The following is a 24,041-nucleotide window of genomic DNA, read 5'->3' as shown; positions in this document are numbered from 1 at the left end:
ATGTGAGGGGTTTATTCAATTTAAGTCTATAAAAATTGAATGAAAGCAATGCAAGTTCTCACTTATTTAGAATAAGAGAAAAGATGATGTTTTATTTGTTCAATAAAATAATGATGGTGTATATTATCGTTAGATACACGACTTGCCATAATAGCGCCCTCCATTGAAGAGGCAAGGAAAGAAGCGAGCGAAATAATGTTTATCTCTTCTTTAAGTTCTTGTTTCTCTATTCCTTCTTTTATGAGAGAAGCCATTAACATTACTGTATCATCATAGCCTTTTGCTGCTGCTTTTTGTAATTCTGGAAATACGCCAGTACTTTCAATTGCGCTATTAAGCAATGGACAGCCTCCGGCGATAGGGGGGTTATTAGCTGCATCTTGATATACAAGGAAAATTGCAAGGATTTTATCGATTGCTGTCTTTTTATTTTCCATTGCTTTATGAAAATGACTCCACATAATCTCACCACTTTTGTCGTAGGCAGCAAGAACAATTTCTTCTTTATTTTTGAATCTACGATAAATAGATCCTTTCGGTAGTTCAGTGGCTGTCATTATATCCTGAATGGATGTGCGAGTTATCCCATTAGTATTAAATAAATATAAAGATGTTTCAATAATCTTTTCTTTTACTGTATCAACTTTAGTCATGCTTTATAGTCCTCCTAATAAAAACGAGCTTAATATTCCAGGTAATGTTTACCCTCTATTTTCTTGATTTTTTTGTAAGTAGAAATAAGTTTGGAACAAAAAATATCTTATCAATTCCTATCTGATGGAAACCTCAAACTGTATTATCCATACTATTCGAATGAATTTTCTGTCAAAAACAATATGACCAGTTGGTTAATTCAGTCATATCATGCAACTAATTTTACCGTATCGACATATGAGTATTATATATAATTTTAATTAATATGTTTAGCTAAAATGTTTGAACTACTCTCATTTTCACTTCGTTTAATTAGGAGATCTTGCGGTTAAAAGCCGTATCACTTCATACTATAAAAGATTAATTGTTAATAATGAATGAGTACTGGAATTTGATTGTAAATCAGAAGCTGAAATATAAATTTATTGCTTTGTACCGTTTTGATTTTGTAAATAATTTATAAAGGGGGTTTAAAAAACTAGAAACTTATAGTATCATTAGTTTTCGGACCGAACCGTCCGGTCTGAAAAATTATATAAGTATATTTAGAAGGAGAACGTTATGCAGAAAGAAAAATCAAAGATTCTAAGTAATTTCATTATGGAGGTAATAAAGTGAGCTTTATAAAAACGAATACAAAAGAACTTGTTATGCTAATAATTTATATACTGTTTGCACTACTTCAAATTGGCTTGTTCATATTATTTGGCATATCCCTTTTAACTAACAGCAACTTAGTTGAATCAGAATTTGCTCTTAGTGCCATCGGTTTGACTGTACCTGCTATTGTAGGAATCATTTTCTTTAGGAAAGAAATGATTGAAAGTTTTACTTATTTTAAAGAGAAAACAATTTTGAAAATAGTAAGCATTCCTATGGTAGTTTTACTTATGATAATTGTGGAAAATTCTATTATGCATTTTCTAAATACAGGTCAGCCAGAGAACCAAGAACAGATCCTTACAAATGGCGCAGAGATGCCTATTATATTCACATTACTTGTATTTGGGATTATAGGACCAATAATTGAAGAAATTATATTTCGTTATATATTAGTAAATCGTTTTTCGGAATATGTTGGTACTGCTATTGCATCCATCGTTTCGATTATAATTTTTACACTTCTTCACACGAACCAACTTTCGGATATTGCTATTTATTTACCTGGCACGGTGATGCTTACTGCAGCGTATCTTATTTCTAATAGATCCCTTGCATATGTTATAGCGATACATATGTTAAACAATTTTATTCCTTTTATTTAATTGCATATGTCATAGAGAGACACATGCAGTTGAATATTATAAAAAATTAGGAGGGTGTCAAACATGATTGTAACAACAACGTCTGGAATTCAAGGTAAAGAAATTATTGACTATATTGATATTGTAAATGGTGAAGCTATTATGGGGGCCAACATTGTACGCGATTTATTCGCTTCTGTTCGTGATGTTGTCGGTGGTCGTGCTGGTTCTTATGAAAGTAAGCTAAAAGAAGCTCGTGATATCGCAATGGACGAAATGAAAGAACTTGCAAAACAAAAAGGTGCGAACGCTATCGTTGGTATTGACGTAGATTACGAAGTTGTTCGTGATGGAATGTTAATGGTTGCTGTAAGTGGTACAGCTGTACGTATATAAGTAAATAAAAAACGGATTCCCTCCTTGGAATTTATACTTTCAGGAGGGATCCTGGTTCTGTTGCAGATTTTAAGACTAAAAACAGAAGTTGATAAATCATTGTACGTCAAAAAACCACAGTTTGGGTGTAAACTGTGGTTTTTTATATAGAGGTCCAACACATCGCTATTAAGCTAAGCTCATACAACGTCAATTTTTTTAGCTTAATAGTAGCCCTGTTACACTTAACATAATATGTCCATATTGTTTTAAGTACTTTTTTATAATAAAACTTAATCAATTTTAATATATGTTATGTATAACATATATTTATCTAAAATAAGGGGGAATATTATGACTGAAATAAACGAATCTTCAGGAAGTGATTTACAAAAAGATGTGAAGTTTTCTATTATAATCCCTGCACATAATGAAGAAAAGTACATTAGAAAATGTTTGGATTCAATTGCAAAAGCATCAGAAGCATATAAAGAGCAAACGGAAGTTATAGTTGTTTTAAATCGTTGCACAGATAAAACAGAGGAAATAGCAAAATCTTATGATTGTATTACATTAAAAAATGAAGATAAAAACTTATCTAAAATCCGAAATGCAGGGGCAGAAATAGCTAGTGGAGAAATAATCGTTACTATAGATGCTGATACGATAATGACAGAGTCTTTGTTATCTAATGTAGATAAATATTTATCTTCAGGTAAATATATTGGTGGTGGGGTGAATGGGAAGTTCGAAAGAATGTCTTTTGGAATATTCTTTTCTGCAATTCTAATTATAATTCCCTTACTTTTTAAGTACGGAGCTATATCTGTGGGGATTTTTTGGTGTTATAGAAAAGATTTTATGGCAATTAACGGATTTAATGAAAACATGCTTATGGCAGAAGATGCAGATTTCGCGAAACGCTTAAAAGAATGGGGAAAACGAAATAATAAGAAATTTGGTACCATTAAAAATGGCATGATAACTTCATGCAGAAGATTTGATACATATGGAGACTGGGCTTTACTTAAAAATCCAAAAGTAATATTAGCTTATCTAAAAGGAAATGATCAAAAATATGCAGATAAGACATATTATGATAATCAAGAAAGATAACGATGGAGAAAAGCGGCAGGAAATAGGGAGAACAGCAGATTTTCTTATACATAATGAGAGCCTAACTTAATTTAATAGATATGATAAGAAAACCATCAATTTGATTAGCCCTTTTTCAAATCAATGGTTTTTATTTTTGAAATAAATATCTATTTTTTTATAAAAATATTTTTTGACCCCCATAAAACTTTGTATTCCTCCGAATATGTATAGTGAAGAAAATAAATAGAAGAAAACTGATTATGAAAGAATATTGACGTGTTAATAAAATTACTAGATTAAGTTGAGCATCCGAAATAAAAGGGTGAAATTACCAATGATATAGAGAAGAGTTATGCAAGGATTGCAGATAAAATAGAAACAGAGCAAGCAAAACAAGCGGAAGAAAATAAGAAAGTAGAGTGAAATGTAAGCCTAACTGTAAGAACGATAGAAAAGTTGGCTTTGAAAAATATGAACAACAAGAAGACAAGCCTAAAGAAAATGTGGTTGAATGGTCACTTGTTTAGTGACCATTTTTCTATTTCAAGCAGAAGGAGGGAGAGAGATTACCCGTGTTGAGTTTAGTAATGAAGATCTTAAGAAAACCGAAAATAGAAGATATCGTATGTAACATACAAAATAATGAAGAAGATAAAGAAGCTTTTATCGTACAGTATCAGCCGTTTATTAGAAAATCAATCTCGTCTGTCTGCCGCCGATATATTACAGAACAGGATGATGAATATAGTATTGGATTGTTTGCGTTTAACGAAGCAATTGAACAGTATTCATATAAAAAAGGGAAATCTTTTCTAGCGTTTGCTGATCTTCTTATAAAAAGAGATGTAATTGACTATATACGCAAGGAGTCTAAGCATAACCTTGTCTTTTTAAAAGAAGATGAGCAAGAGGAAATGTTAGAAATGCAAGTATCGCTTACGGAGTATATGAAGGAAATAGAAAATGGTAACCGTAAGGAAGAAATTCTCCATTTTCAAAGTGTGTTAGCTGAGTTTAAAATCACATTTTCAGAGCTTGCTAAAGAATCTCCTAAGCATCGTGATACGCGTGAACATTTAATAGAAATTGTAAAGATGATTATAAAAGAAGAGGAAATGATGGAGGAGCTGTTTAGGAAGAAAAAGTTACCGCTTAAACATATTGAACCGCGTGTTAGGGTAAGTCGTAAAACGTTGGAGCGGCATAGAAAATATATCATTGCAATGTGTATTATCTTCGCAAACAACTATACATACATTCTTGATTATATAAGGGGAGGGAAGCATGATGAATAAAGGAATTGTGATGGATATAAAAAAACATAGCGTAGTTGTTTTAACGCCAAATGGAGAGTTTATTACGTGTAAAAGAAAAGGGGATTCTTGCATGATTGGAGAGGAAATTTCATTTGATGAGCAAGAACAAAAAGCATCGCGTTTTTCAATCCCTTATTTCTTAAAGCCGGCATCATTACTTGTTGCTTGTTTTCTATGTGCGCTGTTATTTTTCTACAACCAACCGGAAGAAAAAGTATTCGCTTACGTCTCAGTTGATATAAATCCAAGTTTAGAAGTGAGCGTAACGAAGGATCTTCGCGTTATAGATTTACAAGCTTGTAATGATGATGGAAGGCGTATTTTAAAAGAATTGAAGCAATGGGAAAATAAACAATTGCAAGAAGTAATACGTACAATTATAAAGCAGAGTCAAGAGGATAAGTATTTAACGAATGATAAGCAAGTTATGCTAACCGCTATTGCAAAGGATAAGTTGCTAGAACCGAAGTTGGAAAAGGTAATGAAAGAATTAAAGAAAGAATATGAGCTAAAACATATTACAGTCGAATATCAAAGTAGCACGATGCAAGTACGAGAGAATGCTAGAAAAGCTGGAATGGGCACAGGTGTCTATATAAAGCAAGAGAATGAGAAGAACAAATCGGTTACGCCGCCTGCCACGCTGTCTAATCCGGTGGAAAACGAAGAAGAGGTGCAATCGCAGCCGGATTCATCTCCTGATGTAGCGCCAGATTTGTCTTCTGTAAAAGACAAAAAATATGAGAAGCCAGAGCATAAAGAACAAAAGAAAATAGAGGAACAGCCAACGAAGCAAATAAAAGAAAACAATGGTAGAGGATCTCAGCAACAAAATAGAGGGAATCAGCAGGAGAATAACGGTAGGGAATCCCAACAAGGAAATAATGGGAATCAGCAAGGGAACAACGGTCGAGAATCCCAACAAGGGAATAATGGAAATCAGCAAGGAAACAACGGAAGAGGATCGCAAGGGAATAATGGGCACCAGCAAGAGAACAATGGAAGAGGATCGCAAGGGAATAATGGGAATCAGCAAGGAAATAACGGGAGAGGGTCCCAAGGAAATAATGGGCACCAGCAAGAGAACAACGGAAGAGGATCGCAAGGGAATAATGGGAATCAGGAAGGAAACAACGGAAGAGGATCGCAAGGGAATAATGGGAATCAGGAAGGAAACAACGGAAGAGGATCGCAAGGGAATACTGGGCACCAACAAGAGAACAACGGAAGAGGGTCCCAAGGAAATAATGGGCACCAGCAAGAGAACAACGGAAGAGGATCGCAAGGGAATAATGGGAATCAGCAAGAGAATAATGGAAGAGGTTCTCAAGGGTATAGTGGACATAAGCAAGAAAACAATGGAAGAGGGTCGCAGTAAGGAAAGTTCTTACCACATAATATCGAGTGAAAGAAAAATTTATCCCGCTTTAATGGGCAGTAAGACCCCTACCTCAAAATTCAGCGAAAGCAAAGAAGTAAGGTGGGGATCAACTGCCCATAAAAGCCCGATTGGTTCAACTAATAATCAGTGGGGGATGAAGAAAACCCCACTGATTAAAGTTTCACTTTATAGAATATTGAACAGAGGGGGAATTCTTTCCATCTGAAAAGATTTTTTATTTTTTTTAAAATGACGGACACAAAATCGTATATCCTTTCGAATTATATATATGGATATCATTAATGTTTATGTAAAAGGGGAGAAAAAATATGAAAGAAATGTATGAAGAAATCACTGAAGTATTGAAGGTATTAGCACATCCTGTCCGTTTATCATTAGTAAAAATAATGGTTGCAAAAGGTCCTATTAACGTAACGACAATGTATGAAATGTTACAAATGCCTCAAAGTACAATTAGTCAACATTTATCTAAACTAAAAGCTACTAAAGTCGTTACAGGTACTCGAAAAGGGTTAGAAATTTATTATGAAGTAACGGATAATCGTACAAAAGCGATATTATTAAGCTTGGCTTAATGGATAATTGTTTAAACTTCAAAATGAAGTAAGAAAGACATTCAGCGATTATAATTTTCTTATTAACATCAGCCGTGCGTTGTTGTTAATTTGTTTCATATACTTCTTTATTTGGGTCTTGCCGTATCACTATCAAGCTAATTCTTAAATGGACTATAAACATGAAAGTTTTTATTAAGGTCTTTTTGTTAGCTTGATAGTGATGTGCCGTTCCCACCAGTATGCAAAGAAGTTGGTAGGTTTTTTAGTCATGTAATCTTTTTATTTGATGATCTTTTCCCCACTCAAATAGTTCATTCATAATTTGCATTAAAGATTTCCCGTATTCGCTTATTGTGTACTCAACCTTTGGTGGTACTTCTTGATATACAGTACGATGGATAATCCCATCAGCTTCAAGTTGCCGAAGTTGTTGAGTCAGAACTTTTTGCGTAATGTTTGGGATTTCTCGTCGGATTTCATTTGTTCGCATTTTTCCATCCATCAAAACACATAAAATATGAACTTTCCATTTTCCACCGATTACATCGAGCGTCGTTGCAATTGGACAGTTATCATTTTGATTCATATAACACCTCCAAAGGTACCTCAAGGTTCCTATAGCACCTGAAAGTACGTACTTTTCAATTATATGTAATGCATTCATACTAATATGTAAAGGATTGATTCATTTATAAAGGGGATGGAAAATGATGAGAACACTTGTAATTGTAGCACACCCTCATATTGAAAAATCAAAAATTAATAAAAGATGGATAGAAGAACTTGAGAAACATTCAGATGAAATTACGGTGCATGAATTATATAAAGTGGCACCAAACTGGGAGTTTAATATTGAAGAAGAGCAAAAGTTATTAGTAGAACATGACAGATATATATTTCAATTTCCGCTTTACTGGTACAGCACACCGCCATTATTAAAAAAATGGTTTGATGATGTATTAACATATGGATTTGCATACGGATCAAAAGGGGATAAAGTGAAGGGAAAAGAGTTTGGTGTAGCAGTTTCTATAGGTGGATTAGAAAAAGATTATGAAAATAGCGGAATTACGATGGATGAGTTGACGAAACCATTCCAAGCTACATGCTTATATACAGGTATGGAATTTATACCTTCATTTTATTTATATGGTGCAGAATATAAACTAAGTGATGAAGAGATTGATAAAAGTGCACCTGAGTATGTGCAATATGTGATGAACAAGAAGTATTCTAATATATAAGAGGAAATAGCCATTTACTTGTGAAGTAAATGGCTATTTTATATTCTTATTATATTCACTAAGTGTAATCTTTAGTAAATTAATAGTTAATCTGGTAAAATAAAAAACCTAACATATATAAAGGGGAGTTTTACTTGAGAACGATGCAAAAATTATTACAAAAAAGAGCAATGCAATCACCAAATTTGGAAGCGCTTGTAGGCGGAGGGAAAAGATATTCGTTTCAGCAATATAATGAACGAGTAAATCAGCTTGCACATTATTTATTACATAATGGTGTGCAAAGAGGAGATCGTATAGGAATACTATGCAAAAACAATCACCCATTTCCAAGCGTTATGATGGCAAGTTTAAAAATTGGAGCGGTATGTATTCCGCTAAATCATCAGCTTACTGTATATGAATTAGAAACGATTGTAAAAGAAGCGAAATTAAAAGTGTTAGTTATTGATGAAGAATTTAGTGAAGTGTTATTAAATGTTGATGCTGTTAAAGAAATTCCGTATGTAATTCAAACGACAAAAGAAGGCTTTGGTTCATTTGAATTAGAGTTGCAAAAACAGCCAATGACAGAACCGAACGTAGAAGTTCATGAAGAAGACGATGCCATTTACTTATTTACTTCAGGAACGACTGGACAGGCAAAAGCATGCGTAATTGGACATAAAAACTTACATCATTATTTTGATGAGATTGCAGGACAAAGAGAAATTCCAGCAGGTGAACGCTTTTTATCCGTGCATCCATTATTTCATATGAGTGGTGTGCTTTCTATTTTAAATTGTATTTATCATGGTGTTACGATGATCTTCTTAGCTGATTCGAATCCTACTCTTATTTGGGATAAGATTGAAGAAGAGAAAATTACTACGATGCTTGCATTCCCAGCTGTTTATAGCTATATGCTTGATGAACTAAATAAAAAAGAACGTAACATCTCAACCTTTAAAGTAGCACAGAGCGGTGGAACAAAAGTGCCAGAAACACTCATCCAAAAATATATGGAAAAAGGAATCTATATGGTGCAAGGCTATGGTAGTACAGAAGGTTGGGTTGTAACATCATGGCATCCAATGATGGGAAAAGAAAAGATGTCTTCTGTTGGAAAAGCCTTGAAAAATGTAGAGGTGAAAATTGTTCATCCAGAAACAGGACATGAACTTAAAGCAAATGAAGTTGGAGAGATTCATGTAAGAAGTCCATATATGTTTAAAGGGTATTGGAATAATGAAAAGGCGACAAAGAAGGTAGTAAAAGATAATTGGTTTAACATGGGCGATGCTGGCATGATAGATGACGACGGATTCTTGCATATTATGGGAAGATATAAAGACGTTATTATACGCGGTGGTGACAATGTATATCCAGACCAAGTAGAAGAGGTTATTCATGAAATACATGGTGTTTTAGAAGTTGCAGTAGTTGGAGTTCCAGATGAATTTTGGGGAGAGGTTCCAAGAGCTTACATTGTGAAGGATGGCGAAACAACAGTAACAGAAGAAAGTATTATTCAGTATTGTAAGGAGAAGTTAGCAAGTTACAAAATTCCAGAAGTGGTATTCGTAGAAGAATTACCGAAAAACGCTTTAGGGAAAGTGTTGAAGAGGGAATTAAGGGATGTAGTTCTTGTGAAATAAAAATGTTATTAAACGATGAAGAACCCAGTTATGTATAAAGCATGACTGGGTTTTTGTCTATCAAAACATAATAATTTACTAGATTTTGTATTTTGTGTAAGATAATAAAGAATATTCAAATATTAATCAAGGGAAGAGATGTAAATGAAGCTGCCGCTATTACAGGTAGAGACAGAGAGACTGATGATCCGTCCGTTCCAAAATGATGATTATGAAAGTTGGTTAGATGGATTTCATAAGAGGTTACCATCGCAGTATAAATATGACGATGGTTATCAAGTTATGGCATCATCAACGAAAGAATGGTTCACGGAATGGATTAGAGGCTTTGATAAGCAGCACATCGAGATGAGATGTACGTATTAGGTATTTTTCGTAAAGAAGACGGAGCTAATATTGGTAAGCTAGAGCTGATTAAAATTTTACGTATGGACTATCAATGGGCGATGATGGGATATTCCATACATAATCAATACTGGAAAAACGGATATGGCATGGAAAGTGTGAAAGCTGCAGTATCGTTATTTTTTAATCGTCTTCATTTTCATAGAATCGAATTACATATACATGTTGGTAATGAACCATCCGTTCGTCTTGCGGAAAGAGCCGGTTTTTCTTTTGAATGCAAGAGAGAGGCGTTTTCATTAGAGAATGGTAAGTGGATGGATTTTCTTATTTATTTTAAAAATAAGGAGATGAATATATGAGAGTTCTAATTACAGGTGGAAATCGCGGATTAGGGTTACAGTTAGTAAAAGTGTTTCATGAAAATGGACATATTGTTTATCCATTAGTTAAAACTGAGGTTGCGGTAACGCAATTGAAGCAAATGTTTAGTTGTAGATGTTTTCCTATATTAGCAGACTTATCGGCTGATGAAAGTACAGAACAAATTAAGAAACAGCTTGAGGAATATACAGAGTATATTGATCTAGTTATAAATAACGCAGGAATTACTGGAAAGGAGACTGAGGTTTTACATACGAATTCAGAAGAGTTAACGGACTTATTTAATATTCATTGCTTAGGTGTAATTCGAGCTGTAAAAGGTACATATGTGGCTTTAGCTAAATCGGATCATCCGAGAATCATAAATGTGTCCTCTCGGTTAGGTTCATTGCATAAAATGGCCAACAAAGAGTTTCCGCAAGGCCATTTCTCATATTCATATCGAATTGCTAAAGCTGCACAAAATATGCTAACACTCTGTTTACAACAAGAGTTTGAGGATAAAGGAATTCGTGTAACTGCTATTCACCCTGGAAAATTAAAGACTGAAATTGGTGCTTTTGATGCGAATATGACCCCGGCTGAAGGAGCAAAAAATATATATGATTGGATAATAGATTCAAATGAGGATGTTTCAGGGAAGTTTATTGAGCCAGGTGTAGGTGAATTAAAGTGGTGATATACGATCTTGCAATCATTCAGAATCTGTTTGGCCCTTCTAAAAAAGTATTAAATGGCTTACCAAATGCAGTAACGATTGAAGAAATCGAAGAAGACGTTTTGTATAACGTACAAACATATAAAGAAAAGATAAGTAGATTTGAAGAGGTTTGTTTTAATTGGGAGTTAAAAAGAGCGAGTATTGTATTAAACAAAAGGTTTAGTAGTTATAACTCAAGTGTGAGAGTGTTACTTGATGCCGGTTTTTCTTTGCACGCAGCAAAGATAGAAGTATGTAGAGAATTGAACAATATAGAAGAACTTGAAAGACAATATACATATCGATCAATAGCAGAAGGAACGTTATCGGAAAAAGATTTTAAATATATTTGGGAACAATGTATGTCGGGTTCAGGGAATCAAACTTCAATTTTAACTATCGATGAACATTTTTATTCTGTACAAACAGAGTTAGGTAAGGGTTGGGAAAAGTCATGTATTGTTTTTTATGATAAAAATGAGCCGATTGGTATGTCCATACCGCATATAGAAACTGGAACAGAAAGTGAAGGACGATTATTTTATCTTGGGGTAATGCCTTGTTATCGTGGGAAAGGAATTGCTTCCCGGCTGCATCTTCAATCTTTACATATGTTAAAGGAAATAGGGGCTACTTATTACATCGGAAGCACACATACTTCAAATGAAAAGATGCAGAGAATATTTTGGAGAAATAATTGTTCGTTGAAAACGGAGATAGAGCTTTATTATAAAATTTTTAAAGAAGGTTAGGAGAAAAGAAAATGAAGACTATAAACGTATTTCATTATGACGCATTTACGAATAAATCGAATATGGGTAATCCAGCAGGTATTGTATTAGATGCAGATGGATTAACAGAAGAGGAAATGCAGCGTATTGCTGAAAAAGTTGGATATAACGAAACAACTTTTGTTCTTTCCTCAGAAGTAGCAGATATAAGAATGCGTTATTTTACACCTGGTTATGAAATGGATTTATGTGGTCATGGGACAGTTGCAACAATATTTGCTTTGCGTGAAAGAGGGTTATTAGAAGAGAAAAATAACCTTATGATTGAAACGAAGGCTGGGATTTTACCGATACAAATAGGTGTAAATGAAAATGTAGAAACCTTTATTAAAATGAGGCAGGCAGCACCTCAGTTTAAAGAATTTACAGGTTCAAAAGGAGAATTAGCTCATAGTATCGGTTTAGAAGTAAATGATTTAGATGTAAGTTTACCGATTGTATATGGAAGTACTGGTAATTGGACTGTAATTGTACCGATTAAAAATCTAGATGCGTGTGAGAGAATGAAGCCTAACAATGAGATGTTTCCATCAGTATTAAAAGAAATACCTAACGCTTCTATTCACCCAATTTGTCTAGAAACTTATGATGAACTAGCACAAATGCATGGACGTCATTTCTCATCGGCTTATGCTGGAACGATAGAAGATCCAGTGACAGGAACAGCTTCAGGTGTAATGGGGGCGTATTATGCGATGTATTTGGAAAAAGATTTTGACCATGAAATGGAGTTAATTGTTGAACAAGGACAGGAAATACATAAAGATGGTCGTGTAACGGTGTATGTAACGAAAGTTGAAGGGAATGCGAATTTACAAATTGATATTGCTGGAACAGCGGTGTATGTGAAAGAATTTGAAGTTTCAATATAAAGTGAAACTTTAATCAGTGGGTGGGGCATCCCCACTGATTATTAGTTGAACCAATCGGGCTTTTACGGGCAGTTGATCCCCCACCTAACTTCTTTGCTTCCGTTGAATTTTGAGGTGAGGGTCTTACTGCCCGTTAATGCGGGACAAAAAAGAAAGCCCGGCATACATCCGGACTTTCATTATCTGTTCAATACTTCAATATACGAAGCATCTCCAGTTGTTCTTAAAGCAGAGCGAAAATTGTTATTTTCTAGCGTTTTAGCGATTTGTTGTAACTGCTGTGCATCATCATGATGGATGAGTAAGCTGTCAGCACCGCTTTCCTCTATATGAATGTGTTCGACATTTCCGATGGCATCATGTACAGCTTTTAAAAATTCAGGTTTCATATTGTCCTCCTATATGTATGTAACGTTGTTGTTAGTATTTCCTTATTTTTGAAATGTAAAAGTGAATGAATTTTTGTTATATTATGATTTTGGAAGGTATTTACTATTTGTTTGTCAAATAATAGTAAAGTTGTCTTTTGAATTGAAGAAATCTTCGGGATTAAAGGGTGAGGGAATGGACATTTCAACAATCGCTGCACAACTAGTTAAGGAGAAAGTGATTTCACATTATCCAACTAGCGTAAAAGTGCTGAACGGGGGAACGACAAGTACTGTATATTTGTTGGATGAAAAATACGTTGTAAAACTTAATGAAGCGGAAGTAATACGTGAAGAAGCTATTTTTCTTTCTTTTTATGAAAGGAATACTTTGTTTGCAAATCTTTTGTATAAGGAACCTTTACATACATATATTGTGTATTCTTTCCTTGAAGGTAGTACTTCGTGCGGACGAGGACAAAAAAGAATTACGCTTAGTACCCTTGTAAAAGAAGTTATTAATAAGTATGAAATAGTTTCACGTATAGATGGCTGGGGATGGAAAGAAAGTCCGGTTCAATCTTGGAGTGCATTTTTAACGAAAAATGTGATGGAAGCTTATGAAAATGTAAGACGTTACATAAGTGAGGAAGAGTATAGAACAGTTCTTAAGTTAGCAAATAGCCCAAATAGAGGGACTGGAATAAATCATCCATTTTTACTGCATGGTGATCTTGGATTTCATAATTTTATATTTCAAGGAAATGAGTTGCATGGTGTAATTGATCCCCTACCAGTGTTAGGAGATCCTATATACGATTTAATTTATGCGTTCTGTTCAACCCCGGAAGATGTAACGAAAGAAACGATTGATTATGCGATGAAACACTGTGTATTTCATAAAAAAGAACGTGATTTATATGAAGAAATAGTTATAGGATTATATTTGCGTATAGATACGTGTTTAAGACATCACCCGAAAGATTTAGAAGATTATTTAGTAGCTTGGCGTTATTGGATGGACGAGGTTGAGGTGACTTTATAGTACAAATATTTTTGGGGGGATCGTGAAATGAATGTTTCAGAAGCGAAAAAGGATTTAGCAATCAAAACGAAGCGAGGATTACCGGTTATATTAGCTGGTGTTTTATTTTGGATAGTTATGAGTATAATGGGCTTTGTTCTTTCTGAAAAACAAGTGGTGTGGGTATATTTAATCGGTATGGGATGTGTGTTTCCTTTTGGATTAATGATAGCTGCTATATTGAAAATTGATATGTTTGCGAAAGGAAACCCGTTAGGGGTTTTGGCAGGATTAATTGGTGGGATAAATGTATTGAATATTCCGCTTGTATTACTTGCCTATTTTCAATTTCCAGAATGGTTACCTTTTGTAGTAGCGATGTTAATAGGTGTTCATTTTATCCCGTACGTATGGATTTATGAAAGCAAAAGTTACGGTTTATTATCCGTAGGGACTGTATTCGTAACGTCAGTTTGCGGGATTCTTTTTGCAGAAAAAGGATTCACTGTCATTCCATTATCCGTTACGGTTGTTTATTTACTTACTTTTATCAGTTTATTAATTGAAAATAAAAAAGCAAATCAGTATCAACAAAAATCAGCTTAATAAAAATAGAGGGATAGGGGGAATTATGATGAAAAATTTTGTTTGTACAACGTGTGGTGTGCAGTATGCAGCGAGTGTAGAGGAACCGGTGAGTTGTCATATTTGTGATGAAGAGAGACAATATGTGAATCCGAAAGGGCAGTCTTGGACGACGCTAGAAAGCTTACAAACAAGTGATACATATAAAAATGAAATAATCGAAGAGGAAAATGGACTTTTTAGTATTACAACAAAACCAGGATTTGCGATCGGTCAAACGGCATATGTAGTGAAAACAGAGTCATATCGTTTACTGTGGGATTGTATTACTTATTTAGATGAAACGACAATTGCGAAAATAAAAGAGCTTGGTGGACTAGATGCAATTGCCTTGTCTCATCCTCATTATTATTCAACGCAAGTAGAATGGGCGGAGACATTTGATGTACCGATTTATATACACGAAGATGATAAAGAGTGGGTGATGCGCCCGAGTAGTCGTATTATTTATTGGTCTGGTGAGTCTTTACAATTAGCGGATGGATTGGTTATTCATCGTTTAGGTGGTCATTTTAAAGGTGGATCTGTCTTACATTGGGAAGAAGGTAATGATGGGAAAGGAATTTTGTTAACAGGTGATATTATTCAAGTTGTAGCGGATGAACGATGGGTAAGCTTTATGTACAGCTATCCAAACTTAATTCCATTACCAGCGAGAAAAGTGGAAGAAATGGTGAATCGAGTGAAGCCGTTACAGTTTAATCGTTTATACAACGCTTTTCATCGAGTAGTAAAAGAACATGCAAATGAGGCAGTGGAACGTTCTGCTGAAAGATATATTAAGGCGGTAGAAGGAAAGTTGTTTCATACGTAAAAGGAGAGTTAGTTTTATGAAAACGTTAGTATGCTTTGGGGATAGTATTACAGCTGATGAAATGTTTTTCAATGGAACGCCGAGGTTAACACCACGTTTGCGAGAGATGTTTCCGAATTGGAATGTAGTGAATGCAGGTGTTCCAGGTGATAATACGTTTGATGCGTTAAAAAGGATTAAAGAAGATGTATTATCACATAAACCAGATTTCGTAACAGTTTTTCTTGGCACGAATGATGCAGTCTCTTTTTCGCAAGGGGCATTACAAGCATACAAAGAAAATTTAGAGAAGATTGTGAACCATATTTCTTCAGGTAAAGTACTGCTTATTAGTCCTGCCCCAGTTGATGAAGAAAGACAGCATAATAGAACAAATGAAGTACTCGGTCAGTATGCAGACGTGGTAGAGGAAGTAGCGAAAGAAACAGGAAGCTATTTTCTAAATTTGTATGCTGAAATGATTCAAGAACGGAATTATAAAAGGTTTGTAGAAAATGATGAAAGAGATGGGCTACACTTTGGACCAGAAGGCTATGAGTATGTAGCGAAGTTAATTGGTGAAAAGTTAAAAGGGATTTTATAAAAAGCAAAGCGATATCGCTTTGCTTTTCATTGTTTTTAATAGCTCAATCTAGAAATGCTTGTTGCAATGCTTTCAGTCCATCACTGTAAATACTATGAAAAAGGTTTATTGCCTCTTCATCACTAACTTCAACAGGAGTGAACGTACCAGACCACTCTACTACCGATGTGTTACTTTCAGTACCTTCTTTCACCTGGATTGTAGATAGATAATTAGTGACTGGGAATGGTGCATTCATGATTGAATACGTGTAGTATCGTTCTTTCTCATTGAATACTTCTAATCGTTCTATAATCGTGTCACCATCTGGATTAGCTAGGTGACGTACACGACCGCCTTCCGTTAATTTACTGTTAGGTATATAAGGTAACCAGTCTGGAAGGGAGTTGAAACCTCCGATTAATTGCCATACTTGTTCAGGTGAACCGAAAATTTCCATAGATGTAGTAGTATGTGCCATGTTCATTACGCTCCTTTTCATCCCGGTATTTGCGGGTAAATAATCAGTGGGGATTGCCCCACTGATTAAGGTTTCAATTTATTTTACGTTGATTGGTAGTGGTGCATTAGGTGCTACTAGTTTTTGTTCGCGCATTTCTTCCCAGAATGCTGCTGGAATTATTGTGTTTAAGGCATTTTGATCTTCTACAATTCGTTCCGGTTTACTTGCACCAGGAACAACAGCGGCAACTGCTGGATTCGCTAGTGAAAATTGTAATGCTGCAGCTTTGATGCTAATTTCGTGACGATCTGCAAGAGCTTTGATTTTCTCAACTTTTGCAATAATTTCCGGTGATGCTTTTTGATATTCGAAGTGAGCACCTCCAGCAAGAATACCTGAGCTATATGGGCCACCAACAACAATATCCATATTATGCTTAACAGCTGCAGGCATTACTCGTTGCAATGCACGCTCGTGGTCTAGTAATGAATAACGACCAGCTAGTAAGGATATATTTGGCTGCGCTTCTTCTAAATCAAGCATCAGTTCAATTGATTCTACTTTGTTTACTCCAAGTCCCCAGCCTTTAATAACGCCTTCTTCACGTAAACGTGTTAGTGCACGGAATGCTCCTGTTCGAGCTGTTTCAAATTGTGAAATCCACTCATCACCATAAAAGTCTTGTGCTAAATCATGAATGAAAACAAAGTCTAGACGATCTGTTTTTAGACGTTTCAAACTTTGCTCAATAGAACGAAGTGTTGCATCTGCACTATAGTCATTGATCATTTTATTTTTGCGGCCAAATTCGAAAAGTCCGCCTTTTTCACCTAAATCACGTGCAGATGGATCTTCTAGTTCATCTGAAATCGTTCGACCTACTTTTGTGCTTAAAAAGTAATCATCACGATTTCTTTTTGATAGTGCTTCACCAAGACGAATCTCCGCTAAGCCAGATCCATAAAGTGGAGCTGTATCAAAGTAACGAACGCCATTATCCCAAGCAGCATCCACTGTAGCGATTGCTTCTTCTTCTGGAATATTACGGTACATATTTCCTAGTGGTGCTGTACCAAAACCAATTTTTTCTTTTAGTAATTTACTCATTATAAATATCCCCCTAAAATGTATTTAAAAATTAATTCATCATTGTGAATGGATGTGAAAATGAAAACATGTCATTTCATCGTCTGACAAAAGGCATGATAAAAGTATATAAACAGTTAAAATTGTACGTTAGCACTAAAAGGTAACGTAGGTAATTTCTAACACTGCATGACTCACTCAACTCTTACAAATGCTATTATGAAATGTATTTTACATAATGAAAAGTACGTACTTTAAAGTGATATAGATACTAAAAAGTAATACAGGTACTTTTTAGTGCCGTACTACTCATCTGCTGTTTACGTATGCTATTATGAAACATGTTTAACAGGGTAAAAAGTACGTACTTTAAGGTGCTATAGATACTTAAAAGTAATATTTAAATCTTTAGCTTACTTGCCTTATAACATTATTAAAGGAGATTTTTATATGAAAACATACAATATTCCTGTAGAGGCGACTTTACAGGTTATCGGTGGAAAGTGGAAAGTAGTAATCCTTTGTCATTTAAAGAAAGACAAAAAGAGAACGTGCGAATTAAAACAATTAATGTCTGGTATTACACAAAAGATGTTAACGCAACAATTACGTGAATTAGAAGAAGACGGTGTAATCGAGAGAAAAGTGTATAACCAAGTGCCGCCAAAAGTAGAGTATTCGTTAACGGATTACGGTCATTCTTTAGATGCTATACTCGATTCTCTTTGTAACTGGGGAGAACATCATCTTGAAAAGAATGGCAACACGTCTATGCTCATTACAGCAGAATAAACAAGAAAAAAACGAACGAGAATACGTTCGTTTTTTCTTTTTGTATATAGGGAGATTTGTAAGCGGCATAATTACTTTTTGGTAATATAGGTACTTTTTTGTGCTGTAGGAACTAAAATGTGCCGTATAGAAAATTATTTGTTTTTACGTAACAATAGAGAAGAAATTTAGAAAAAAGGAGGGAGATCGCGTGAAACAATACAATATACCGATAGAAGCAACTTTAGAAATTATCGGGGGAAAGTGGAAAGTCGTCATTTTATGTCACTTAACGAAAGGAACGAAGCGAACGAGCGAGTTGCAGCGTCTAATTCCTGAAATTTCTGTTAGAATGTTGACGCAACAATTACGTGAGCTGGAAGATGATGGTGTGATTACACGTGAAATCTATAAAGAAATTCCACCCCGAGTAGAATACTCCTTAACTGATTATGGGTGGTCTTTGCAAAATGTATTAAATCAATTGACCGTATGGGGAGAACGATGCATAGATAGAAAAAATAGTAAAGTTAAGTGAAATCTCTATATGTAATATTGAAAACACCACCTAATGATGAGGTGGTGTTTTCAGTATAAAACTTTAGAAAGTTATTATACTGAAAAGTAAGGATCTATACCAGAATAGCAGCTGTTTTAGCTAGGGTGAATGTTTAATGCATCATTCGTCATAGGTACTTAAAAGTGCCTTCATCACTTTAAAGTACGTACTATGCTTTATAATATAACCGTTTTATAATGACACTCGTAGCAACAAGTCATAACGGTTTTAAGCTATGTTCAAAAAGACTTATTAACTAGTATAGTTTTTTGTTCAATTTCTTTAGTAGGAGATGTTTATATGGTTGAAGAACTTTTTTATAAAAAAATACTTAAAAATCTTTTTTCAGACCCAGTTCAAATTACACTTTGGAATGGAGAAACAATACAATATGGAGAAGGGGAGCCTCAATTTCATGTAACATTTCATAAGCCGCTTTCAAAAAAAGAGATTGCTAAGGATCCTTCTATCGCATTCGGTGAAGCATATATGAATGGAGATCTTGAAATAGAAGGTAACCTTGAAAAAGCAATTCAATCTATTTATAAAAGGCAGGATAGCTTTTTAGGTGATAGTAAGTTGCAATATTTCAAAAGTAAATGGAATTTCTCAAAACAAAAAAATAAAGATGATATTGCTCATCATTATGATATTGGGAACGATTTCTATAAATTATGGCTTGATGAAACAATGACATATTCTTGTGCGTATTTCCAAAATGAGCAAGATTCTTTAACGACAGCTCAACATAATAAAGTGAATCATATTTTGAAAAAGTTGAACCTTCAAAAAGGTGATACGTTATTAGATATTGGTTGCGGGTGGGGTGAGCTCATTACAGCTGCCGCTAAGCAGTACGGTGTGAAAGCGATGGGAGTAACGTTAAGTGAGGAACAATATGCTAAGACTTCCGAACGAATTAAACAAGAGGGACTTACGGATTTAGTTGAAGTATCTTTACTTGATTACCGTGATATTAAGAATCGTAAATTTGATAAAATTGTTAGTGTAGGTATGATTGAACATGTAGGAAAAGACAACATTACACAATACTTTGAGACAGTGAATGCACTACTAAATGATGGTGGGATTTCGCTACTTCATTGTATTACTTCCCCGGCCAATGGTGGTGCTACGAATGGTTGGATTGAAAAATATATATTCCCTGGCGGATATGTTCCTGCTGTTAACGAATTAATCACGAACATGACAAACGAACAATTTTACATTGTTGATGTGGAAAGCTTACGTAGACATTACGGGAAAACATTACAACATTGGGCTCGAAATTTTGAAAACGTACTGGAGGAAGTTCGCAAAACGAAAGATGAGCGATTCATTCGTATGTGGCGCTTATATTTAAATGCATGTGCAGCTTCGTTCTTTACAGGTAATATTGATTTACATCAATTTGTATTTACAAAAGGTATTAACGATACAATTCCGATGACACGTTCTTATATGTATGAATAAGAGCATGTAATGAAGCAGCTCTGTAACTACTCATCGAGTGTAAATAAAATGATGGTAGGACATAAGTCTATAACTTAAAGTCGAGATCGGAATCAGAAAATGATTTCCATCTCGACTTTTTTATATATAATTTTAAAAACAAAACTATATACTTTTAATAATAAAAATATATAATAAATATAGAATCAAAAATTTATGAGCAAGGAAGTTGAAGAATATGACATTAACAATGGGCTTTATTGGATTTGGAAAATCAGCTAACCGCTATCACTTACCGTATGTGAATATACGTAAAAATATAAAAGTAAAAACGATTTTTGCTCGCCAAATTAATGAAGAATTAGCGGCTCCATATAAGGAAAAAGGTGTTAGTTTCACTACTGATTTGAACGAATTGTTGAATGATAAAGAAATTCAAGTGGTGTCGGTCTGTACGCCAGCACATACGCATTACGAATTAGCGAAAAAAGTTATACTTGCTGGAAAATCAGTTATTGTGGAAAAACCATTTTGCGATACAGTGGGACATGCGAAAGAATTATTAGCTTTAGGACGAGAAAAAGGTGTAGTAGTTATGCCTTATCAAAACCGCCGTTTTGATGGTGATTTTTTAGCAGTGAAGCAAGTTGTGGAACAAGGATTCCTTGGTGATATTGTTGAGGTTGAATCACATATTGATTATTTCCGTCCTGGTTCAATCACTCACGAAGGTCCAAAAGAAGAAGGTTCATTTTACAGTTTAGGTATTCATACGATGGACCGTATGATTTCACTGTTTGGCCGTCCAGATACGGTGACATACGATATTCGTAATAATGAAGTGGAAGTTGCGGTTGATAATTATTTCGATGTTGGTCTACATTACGGAAATAAGTTGAAAATTAAACTGAAAACGAACCATGTTGTAGCGAAAGATTATCCGCGCTTTATCGTTCATGGAACAAATGGATCGTTTATTAAATATGGTGAAGATCAGCAGGAAAATGATCTGAAAGCGGGTATCATGCCTGAGAGTGCAGGATTTGGTGAAGATTCACCGATGTACTATGGAATTGCGAAATATCGCAATGCAAACGGTGATTGGATTGAAAAACAAATTAAAACGCCGCTTGGTGATTACGGTCGTTTTTATGATGCAGCGTATGAAACAATCGTGAATGGTGCACCAAAACTTGTGAAAGATGAAGAAGCGATAACGAATATTGAAATCTTAGAAAACGGATTTGCTGCGCCATCACCTTCCGTTTACAAACTTGAGGCTTTAAACTTAAATGAATAGAAGAGGGAATACAGCATAAAGGAGGTATGGAAATGGCAAGCGGATCCACACAAGTAAAATACCTCGGCATTTATCAAAAAATGAAACAGCAAATTTTAGACGGCGAATATAAGATTAACGAAAAAATTCCAAGTAGCCCCGTCCTCGCTGAAGAATTTGATGTTTCTGTCCTTACTATAAAAAAAGCGCTGGATCTGTTAGTTAGAGATGGCTACATCATTCGCCGGCGCGGAAGTGGAACGGTCGTTCAAGATTGGCGTCAACAGGAAAAAGCACGAATGATTCAAACTTTAACAGGTACAAAAGCTGTTTATGGCAGTGAGGTAGAAAGTAAAATTATTGAGTTTACGATTGTCGGTGCCGATGAAGTCATTGCTGAAAAATTGGGTATCTCAGTAGGGGATTTTGTATATAAAATCATTCGCCTCCGCATCATTCACAGTATTCCAACGATTATGGAGCATACATGGATGCCGATTTCGGTCATTCCAGGTGTTGAGGTTTCTGTTTTAGAGGAATCAATCTACTCCCACATTCAAAATAAACTAGGTCTTCAAGTGGGAACATCCGTTGTTAGGGTTAAAGGAATTCGCCCGGATGATAAAGAAAAGCAGTTTATGAACTTAACAAATCAAGATTTCTTAATGAGAGTTGAACAAGTGGCCTACTTAACGGATGGACGAACTTTTGAATACTCTTACGCCGATCACCTGCCAGAAACCTTTGAATTTGAAACAGTTATTACTGCAAAAAGTTATAAAGGGGTATAAAAAATAGGTTGGGGCACGTATTGCCTCAACCTATTTTCTGTTTTCAATATAGTAGGAACAGCTATTATTCATCTGCTGTAATCAGCATGGATGTGTTCCCGTTTTTTTCAAGATGAACTTCTCCCCAAGTGCAGAGGGAATCAAGTATGGCTCCTAAAGACGAACCGTAATCCGTTAACGAATACTCTACTTTCGGTGGCACTTGGTCATATACTTTCCTTTGGATGACATCGTCTTCTTCTAGTTCCCGTAATTGCTGTGTTAACATTTTTTGTGTAATACCAGGCATTAAACGTTTTAATTCACTCGTTCTTTTTGTGCCTTTTTTTAAATGGCAAAGAATAACAACCTTCCACTTTCCGCCAATAACTTCTAAAGTCGCTTCTACAGGAATATTGTATGTCTTCATAAAAAAACTCCTTTAATGAATTTAGATTATAGTTTTGATACTACATCCGTTGTAATACGAAAATTATTTCTTTTTAGTGCCTATAATACTTTAAAGTGCGTACTATTTATTGTGCTAAATATCGGTCATAATAACCGATGTAAGAGAGAAATAAGCAGAACGACACTTGAAAATGCATACGTTACTTTTTAGTACCTATAACACTTTAAAGTACGTACTTTTTATTATGCTGAATATAATCCATAATAGCACTTGTAAGCAAGAAATGCGTGAAATGTGCTTTGAAGGAGCTACCATGCTATGGGCAATTTTACATGAGAACAATTTGTTCTGTTATTAAAATGAATCCAAGACTTAACAGTTGATTAATTGAACTGTAAAGTTTAAAATTACAGTAAGATTTTTAAAAGTGAGTTGTTATCGTCTGTAAAATGTAGCATGAATAATAGAGATAAATGAAACATTGCCGAATAAATAACATTACGTGAATTTGATCCTGAACTGTAATTTTTTTTAATACATTTAAATGACCGATATTTAAAATTGAAGTTTCATAAAGAATATTAAAGGAGTGAGTGAAATATGGTGGTTTTATATACAACAGCAAGCTGCGGTTCATGCCGAAAAGCGAAAGCATGGCTGGAGGAGAATCAAATTGATTATACTGAAAAAAATATCGTATCCAATTCTATGACAGTGGATGAACTTAAATCCATTCTTCGTTTAACTGAAGAGGGTGCTACTGAAATAATTTCAACTAGATCCAAAACTTTTCAAGACTTAAATATAAATATAGATGAGCTTTCGCTGAATGAATTTTATCAATTAATAATTGAGCATCCGCTAATGTTGCGTCGCCCAATTATGCTGGACGAGAAAAGATTACAGATTGGTTTTAATGACGAAGAAATTCGTAAATTTTTACCACGTAGCGTTCGAACATTTTTAAATATTGAACTGCAAAAGTTGGCTAATTAATAAGTAATGGTATGAGAGAGAAATTTTTTGAAAGGAGGAAACTGAAGGTGATAGAAGTATGCGTTACAGTTAATTATAAAGATAGAAACTATCAAACAAATGTTATTGTAAGCAAAGATACGGTGTGGACAAAAATTAAACAATTGGCAGAAGAACAAGTCAAAAAACAGTGGGATTTTTAAATATGATTATCAAAAAAATGAAGTTATAGGTTAGAGGTT

General features: G+C 34.7%; 28 protein-coding genes and 1 pseudogene. 23 read left to right on the top strand and 6 right to left on the bottom strand.

Annotated elements, in window-relative coordinates; translation table 11 throughout:
• Positions 1-62: 62 nt before the first annotated feature.
• A complete protein-coding gene (locus ACTFNE_RS10505; protein WP_000169674.1) occupies positions 63-653 on the bottom strand; it encodes a TetR/AcrR family transcriptional regulator in 591 nt (196 codons plus the stop codon).
• Positions 654-1,268: 615 nt separating this feature from the next.
• Between ACTFNE_RS10505 and ACTFNE_RS10500 the strand changes: the two genes are divergently transcribed.
• The 6 genes from ACTFNE_RS10500 to ACTFNE_RS10475 all read left to right on the top strand — a co-directional run bounded on the left by ACTFNE_RS10500 (position 1,269) and on the right by ACTFNE_RS10475 (position 6,664).
• Positions 1,269-1,919 (top strand): CPBP family glutamic-type intramembrane protease, encoded by a 651-nt coding sequence (locus ACTFNE_RS10500; protein WP_046198357.1) that lies wholly within the window; start codon positions 1,269-1,271, stop codon positions 1,917-1,919.
• A 63-nt stretch (positions 1,920-1,982) separates the two neighbouring features.
• Positions 1,983-2,294, top strand: coding sequence for a YbjQ family protein (locus ACTFNE_RS10495; protein WP_000637502.1), 312 nt, complete (start codon positions 1,983-1,985; stop codon positions 2,292-2,294).
• Between the two features lie 333 nt (positions 2,295-2,627).
• Positions 2,628-3,389: a glycosyltransferase gene (locus ACTFNE_RS10490; RefSeq protein ID WP_000136094.1), complete on the top strand. Its 762-nt coding sequence runs from the start codon at positions 2,628-2,630 to the stop codon at positions 3,387-3,389.
• A 554-nt stretch (positions 3,390-3,943) separates the two neighbouring features.
• Positions 3,944-4,666, top strand: a complete 723-nt coding sequence (gene sigI / locus ACTFNE_RS10485) for an RNA polymerase sigma factor SigI (protein WP_013246469.1) — start codon at positions 3,944-3,946, stop codon at positions 4,664-4,666.
• Positions 4,656-6,065, top strand: a complete 1,410-nt coding sequence (rsgI, locus tag ACTFNE_RS10480) for an anti-sigma-I factor RsgI (RefSeq protein WP_082112660.1) — start codon at positions 4,656-4,658, stop codon at positions 6,063-6,065. Before sigI ends, rsgI begins: the two co-directional genes overlap by 11 nt.
• Positions 6,066-6,397: 332 nt before the next feature.
• Positions 6,398-6,664: an ArsR/SmtB family transcription factor gene (locus ACTFNE_RS10475; protein ID WP_000661864.1), complete on the top strand. Its 267-nt coding sequence runs from the start codon at positions 6,398-6,400 to the stop codon at positions 6,662-6,664.
• A gap of 244 nt (positions 6,665-6,908) precedes the next feature.
• Here the strand turns inward: ACTFNE_RS10475 and ACTFNE_RS10470 are convergent, their stop codons facing one another.
• Positions 6,909-7,232: a winged helix-turn-helix transcriptional regulator gene (locus ACTFNE_RS10470; RefSeq protein ID WP_046198358.1), complete on the bottom strand. Its 324-nt coding sequence runs from the start codon at positions 7,230-7,232 to the stop codon at positions 6,909-6,911.
• A gap of 124 nt (positions 7,233-7,356) precedes the next feature.
• Here ACTFNE_RS10470 and ACTFNE_RS10465 point away from each other — a divergent pair, with 124 nt between their 5' ends.
• From ACTFNE_RS10465 to ACTFNE_RS10440, 6 genes and pseudogenes are all read left to right on the top strand, one after another.
• Positions 7,357-7,890 (top strand): NAD(P)H-dependent oxidoreductase, encoded by a 534-nt coding sequence (locus ACTFNE_RS10465; protein ID WP_002156901.1) that lies wholly within the window; start codon positions 7,357-7,359, stop codon positions 7,888-7,890.
• Positions 7,891-8,033: 143 nt separating this feature from the next.
• Entirely contained in the window at positions 8,034-9,527 is a 1,494-nt protein-coding gene (locus ACTFNE_RS10460; protein ID WP_270705075.1) for a class I adenylate-forming enzyme family protein, read from the top strand.
• 144 nt (positions 9,528-9,671) lie between these two features.
• Positions 9,672-10,234, top strand: a pseudogene (locus tag ACTFNE_RS10455) (GNAT family N-acetyltransferase).
• Positions 10,231-10,935, top strand: a complete 705-nt coding sequence (locus ACTFNE_RS10450) for an SDR family NAD(P)-dependent oxidoreductase (RefSeq protein WP_046198360.1) — start codon at positions 10,231-10,233, stop codon at positions 10,933-10,935. Before ACTFNE_RS10455 ends, ACTFNE_RS10450 begins: the two are co-directional and overlap by 4 nt.
• On the top strand, positions 10,932-11,708 hold the full coding sequence (locus tag ACTFNE_RS10445; RefSeq protein WP_046198361.1) for a GNAT family N-acetyltransferase: 777 nt from the start codon (positions 10,932-10,934) through the stop codon (positions 11,706-11,708). Before ACTFNE_RS10450 ends, ACTFNE_RS10445 begins: the two co-directional genes overlap by 4 nt.
• An 11-nt stretch (positions 11,709-11,719) precedes the next feature.
• A complete protein-coding gene (locus tag ACTFNE_RS10440; protein ID WP_046198362.1) occupies positions 11,720-12,619 on the top strand; it encodes a PhzF family phenazine biosynthesis isomerase in 900 nt (299 codons plus the stop codon).
• 179 nt (positions 12,620-12,798) lie between these two features.
• On the opposite strand, the gene ACTFNE_RS10435 is transcribed toward ACTFNE_RS10440, so the two are convergent.
• Entirely contained in the window at positions 12,799-13,008 is a 210-nt protein-coding gene (locus tag ACTFNE_RS10435) for a hypothetical protein (RefSeq protein WP_046198363.1), read from the bottom strand.
• A 175-nt stretch (positions 13,009-13,183) separates the two neighbouring features.
• Here ACTFNE_RS10435 and ACTFNE_RS10430 point away from each other — a divergent pair, with 175 nt between their 5' ends.
• Genes ACTFNE_RS10430 through ACTFNE_RS10415 form a run of 4 tightly spaced genes read left to right on the top strand, consistent with a single transcriptional unit; the run spans position 13,184 to position 16,053 of the window.
• Positions 13,184-14,032, top strand: a complete 849-nt coding sequence (locus ACTFNE_RS10430) for an aminoglycoside phosphotransferase (protein ID WP_046198364.1) — start codon at positions 13,184-13,186, stop codon at positions 14,030-14,032.
• A gap of 27 nt (positions 14,033-14,059) precedes the next feature.
• Positions 14,060-14,617 carry a DUF7010 family protein gene (locus tag ACTFNE_RS10425; protein WP_046198365.1) on the top strand — a complete coding sequence of 186 codons (558 nt, stop codon included), beginning with the start codon at positions 14,060-14,062 and terminating at the stop codon, positions 14,615-14,617.
• Positions 14,618-14,642: 25 nt separating this feature from the next.
• Entirely contained in the window at positions 14,643-15,470 is an 828-nt protein-coding gene (locus tag ACTFNE_RS10420; RefSeq protein WP_046198366.1) for an MBL fold metallo-hydrolase, read from the top strand.
• A gap of 16 nt (positions 15,471-15,486) precedes the next feature.
• Complete coding sequence (locus ACTFNE_RS10415; protein ID WP_046198367.1) at positions 15,487-16,053, top strand: SGNH/GDSL hydrolase family protein; 567 nt, start codon at positions 15,487-15,489, stop codon at positions 16,051-16,053.
• Between the two features lie 43 nt (positions 16,054-16,096).
• On the opposite strand, the gene ACTFNE_RS10410 is transcribed toward ACTFNE_RS10415, so the two are convergent.
• Both ACTFNE_RS10410 and ACTFNE_RS10405 read right to left on the bottom strand, forming a co-directional pair.
• Positions 16,097-16,513 (bottom strand): SRPBCC family protein, encoded by a 417-nt coding sequence (locus ACTFNE_RS10410; protein WP_000951517.1) that lies wholly within the window; start codon positions 16,511-16,513, stop codon positions 16,097-16,099.
• Between the two features lie 78 nt (positions 16,514-16,591).
• A complete protein-coding gene (locus ACTFNE_RS10405) occupies positions 16,592-17,602 on the bottom strand; it encodes an aldo/keto reductase (RefSeq protein WP_046198368.1) in 1,011 nt (336 codons plus the stop codon).
• Between the two features lie 429 nt (positions 17,603-18,031).
• On the opposite strand from ACTFNE_RS10405, the gene ACTFNE_RS10400 reads away from it, so the two are divergent.
• The 5 genes from ACTFNE_RS10400 (at position 18,032) to ACTFNE_RS10380 (ending at position 22,433) form a co-directional block, all read left to right on the top strand.
• Positions 18,032-18,373, top strand: coding sequence for a winged helix-turn-helix transcriptional regulator (locus ACTFNE_RS10400; RefSeq protein WP_046198369.1), 342 nt, complete (start codon positions 18,032-18,034; stop codon positions 18,371-18,373).
• 190 nt (positions 18,374-18,563) lie between these two features.
• A complete protein-coding gene (locus tag ACTFNE_RS10395; RefSeq protein ID WP_000816333.1) occupies positions 18,564-18,890 on the top strand; it encodes a winged helix-turn-helix transcriptional regulator in 327 nt (108 codons plus the stop codon).
• Between the two features lie 321 nt (positions 18,891-19,211).
• Entirely contained in the window at positions 19,212-20,384 is a 1,173-nt protein-coding gene (locus tag ACTFNE_RS10390) for a cyclopropane-fatty-acyl-phospholipid synthase (RefSeq protein WP_000229046.1), read from the top strand.
• Positions 20,385-20,601: 217 nt separating this feature from the next.
• Positions 20,602-21,663, top strand: a complete 1,062-nt coding sequence (locus ACTFNE_RS10385) for an oxidoreductase (RefSeq protein ID WP_046198371.1) — start codon at positions 20,602-20,604, stop codon at positions 21,661-21,663.
• Positions 21,664-21,695: 32 nt separating this feature from the next.
• On the top strand, positions 21,696-22,433 hold the full coding sequence (locus tag ACTFNE_RS10380; RefSeq protein WP_046198372.1) for a GntR family transcriptional regulator: 738 nt from the start codon (positions 21,696-21,698) through the stop codon (positions 22,431-22,433).
• 64 nt (positions 22,434-22,497) lie between these two features.
• Here the strand turns inward: ACTFNE_RS10380 and ACTFNE_RS10375 are convergent, their stop codons facing one another.
• Positions 22,498-22,842, bottom strand: a complete 345-nt coding sequence (locus ACTFNE_RS10375) for a winged helix-turn-helix transcriptional regulator (RefSeq protein WP_000860825.1) — start codon at positions 22,840-22,842, stop codon at positions 22,498-22,500.
• Positions 22,843-23,424: 582 nt separating this feature from the next.
• Between ACTFNE_RS10375 and spxA the strand changes: the two genes are divergently transcribed.
• Both spxA and ACTFNE_RS10365 read left to right on the top strand, forming a co-directional pair.
• Positions 23,425-23,820, top strand: a complete 396-nt coding sequence (gene spxA / locus ACTFNE_RS10370) for a transcriptional regulator SpxA (RefSeq protein ID WP_000261183.1) — start codon at positions 23,425-23,427, stop codon at positions 23,818-23,820.
• 47 nt (positions 23,821-23,867) lie between these two features.
• Positions 23,868-24,002 carry a BA3454 family stress response protein gene (locus ACTFNE_RS10365; protein ID WP_000573519.1) on the top strand — a complete coding sequence of 45 codons (135 nt, stop codon included), beginning with the start codon at positions 23,868-23,870 and terminating at the stop codon, positions 24,000-24,002.
• Positions 24,003-24,041: the final 39 nt, after the last annotated feature.

It is taken from the genome of Bacillus cereus group sp. MYBKT111-2 (assembly GCF_051915205.1).
GTDB lineage: Bacteria > Bacillota > Bacilli > Bacillales > Bacillaceae_G > Bacillus_A > Bacillus_A paranthracis.
The sequence above is the reverse complement of the archived record's forward strand: the minus strand, read 5'-3'. Positions and strand labels throughout refer to the sequence as shown.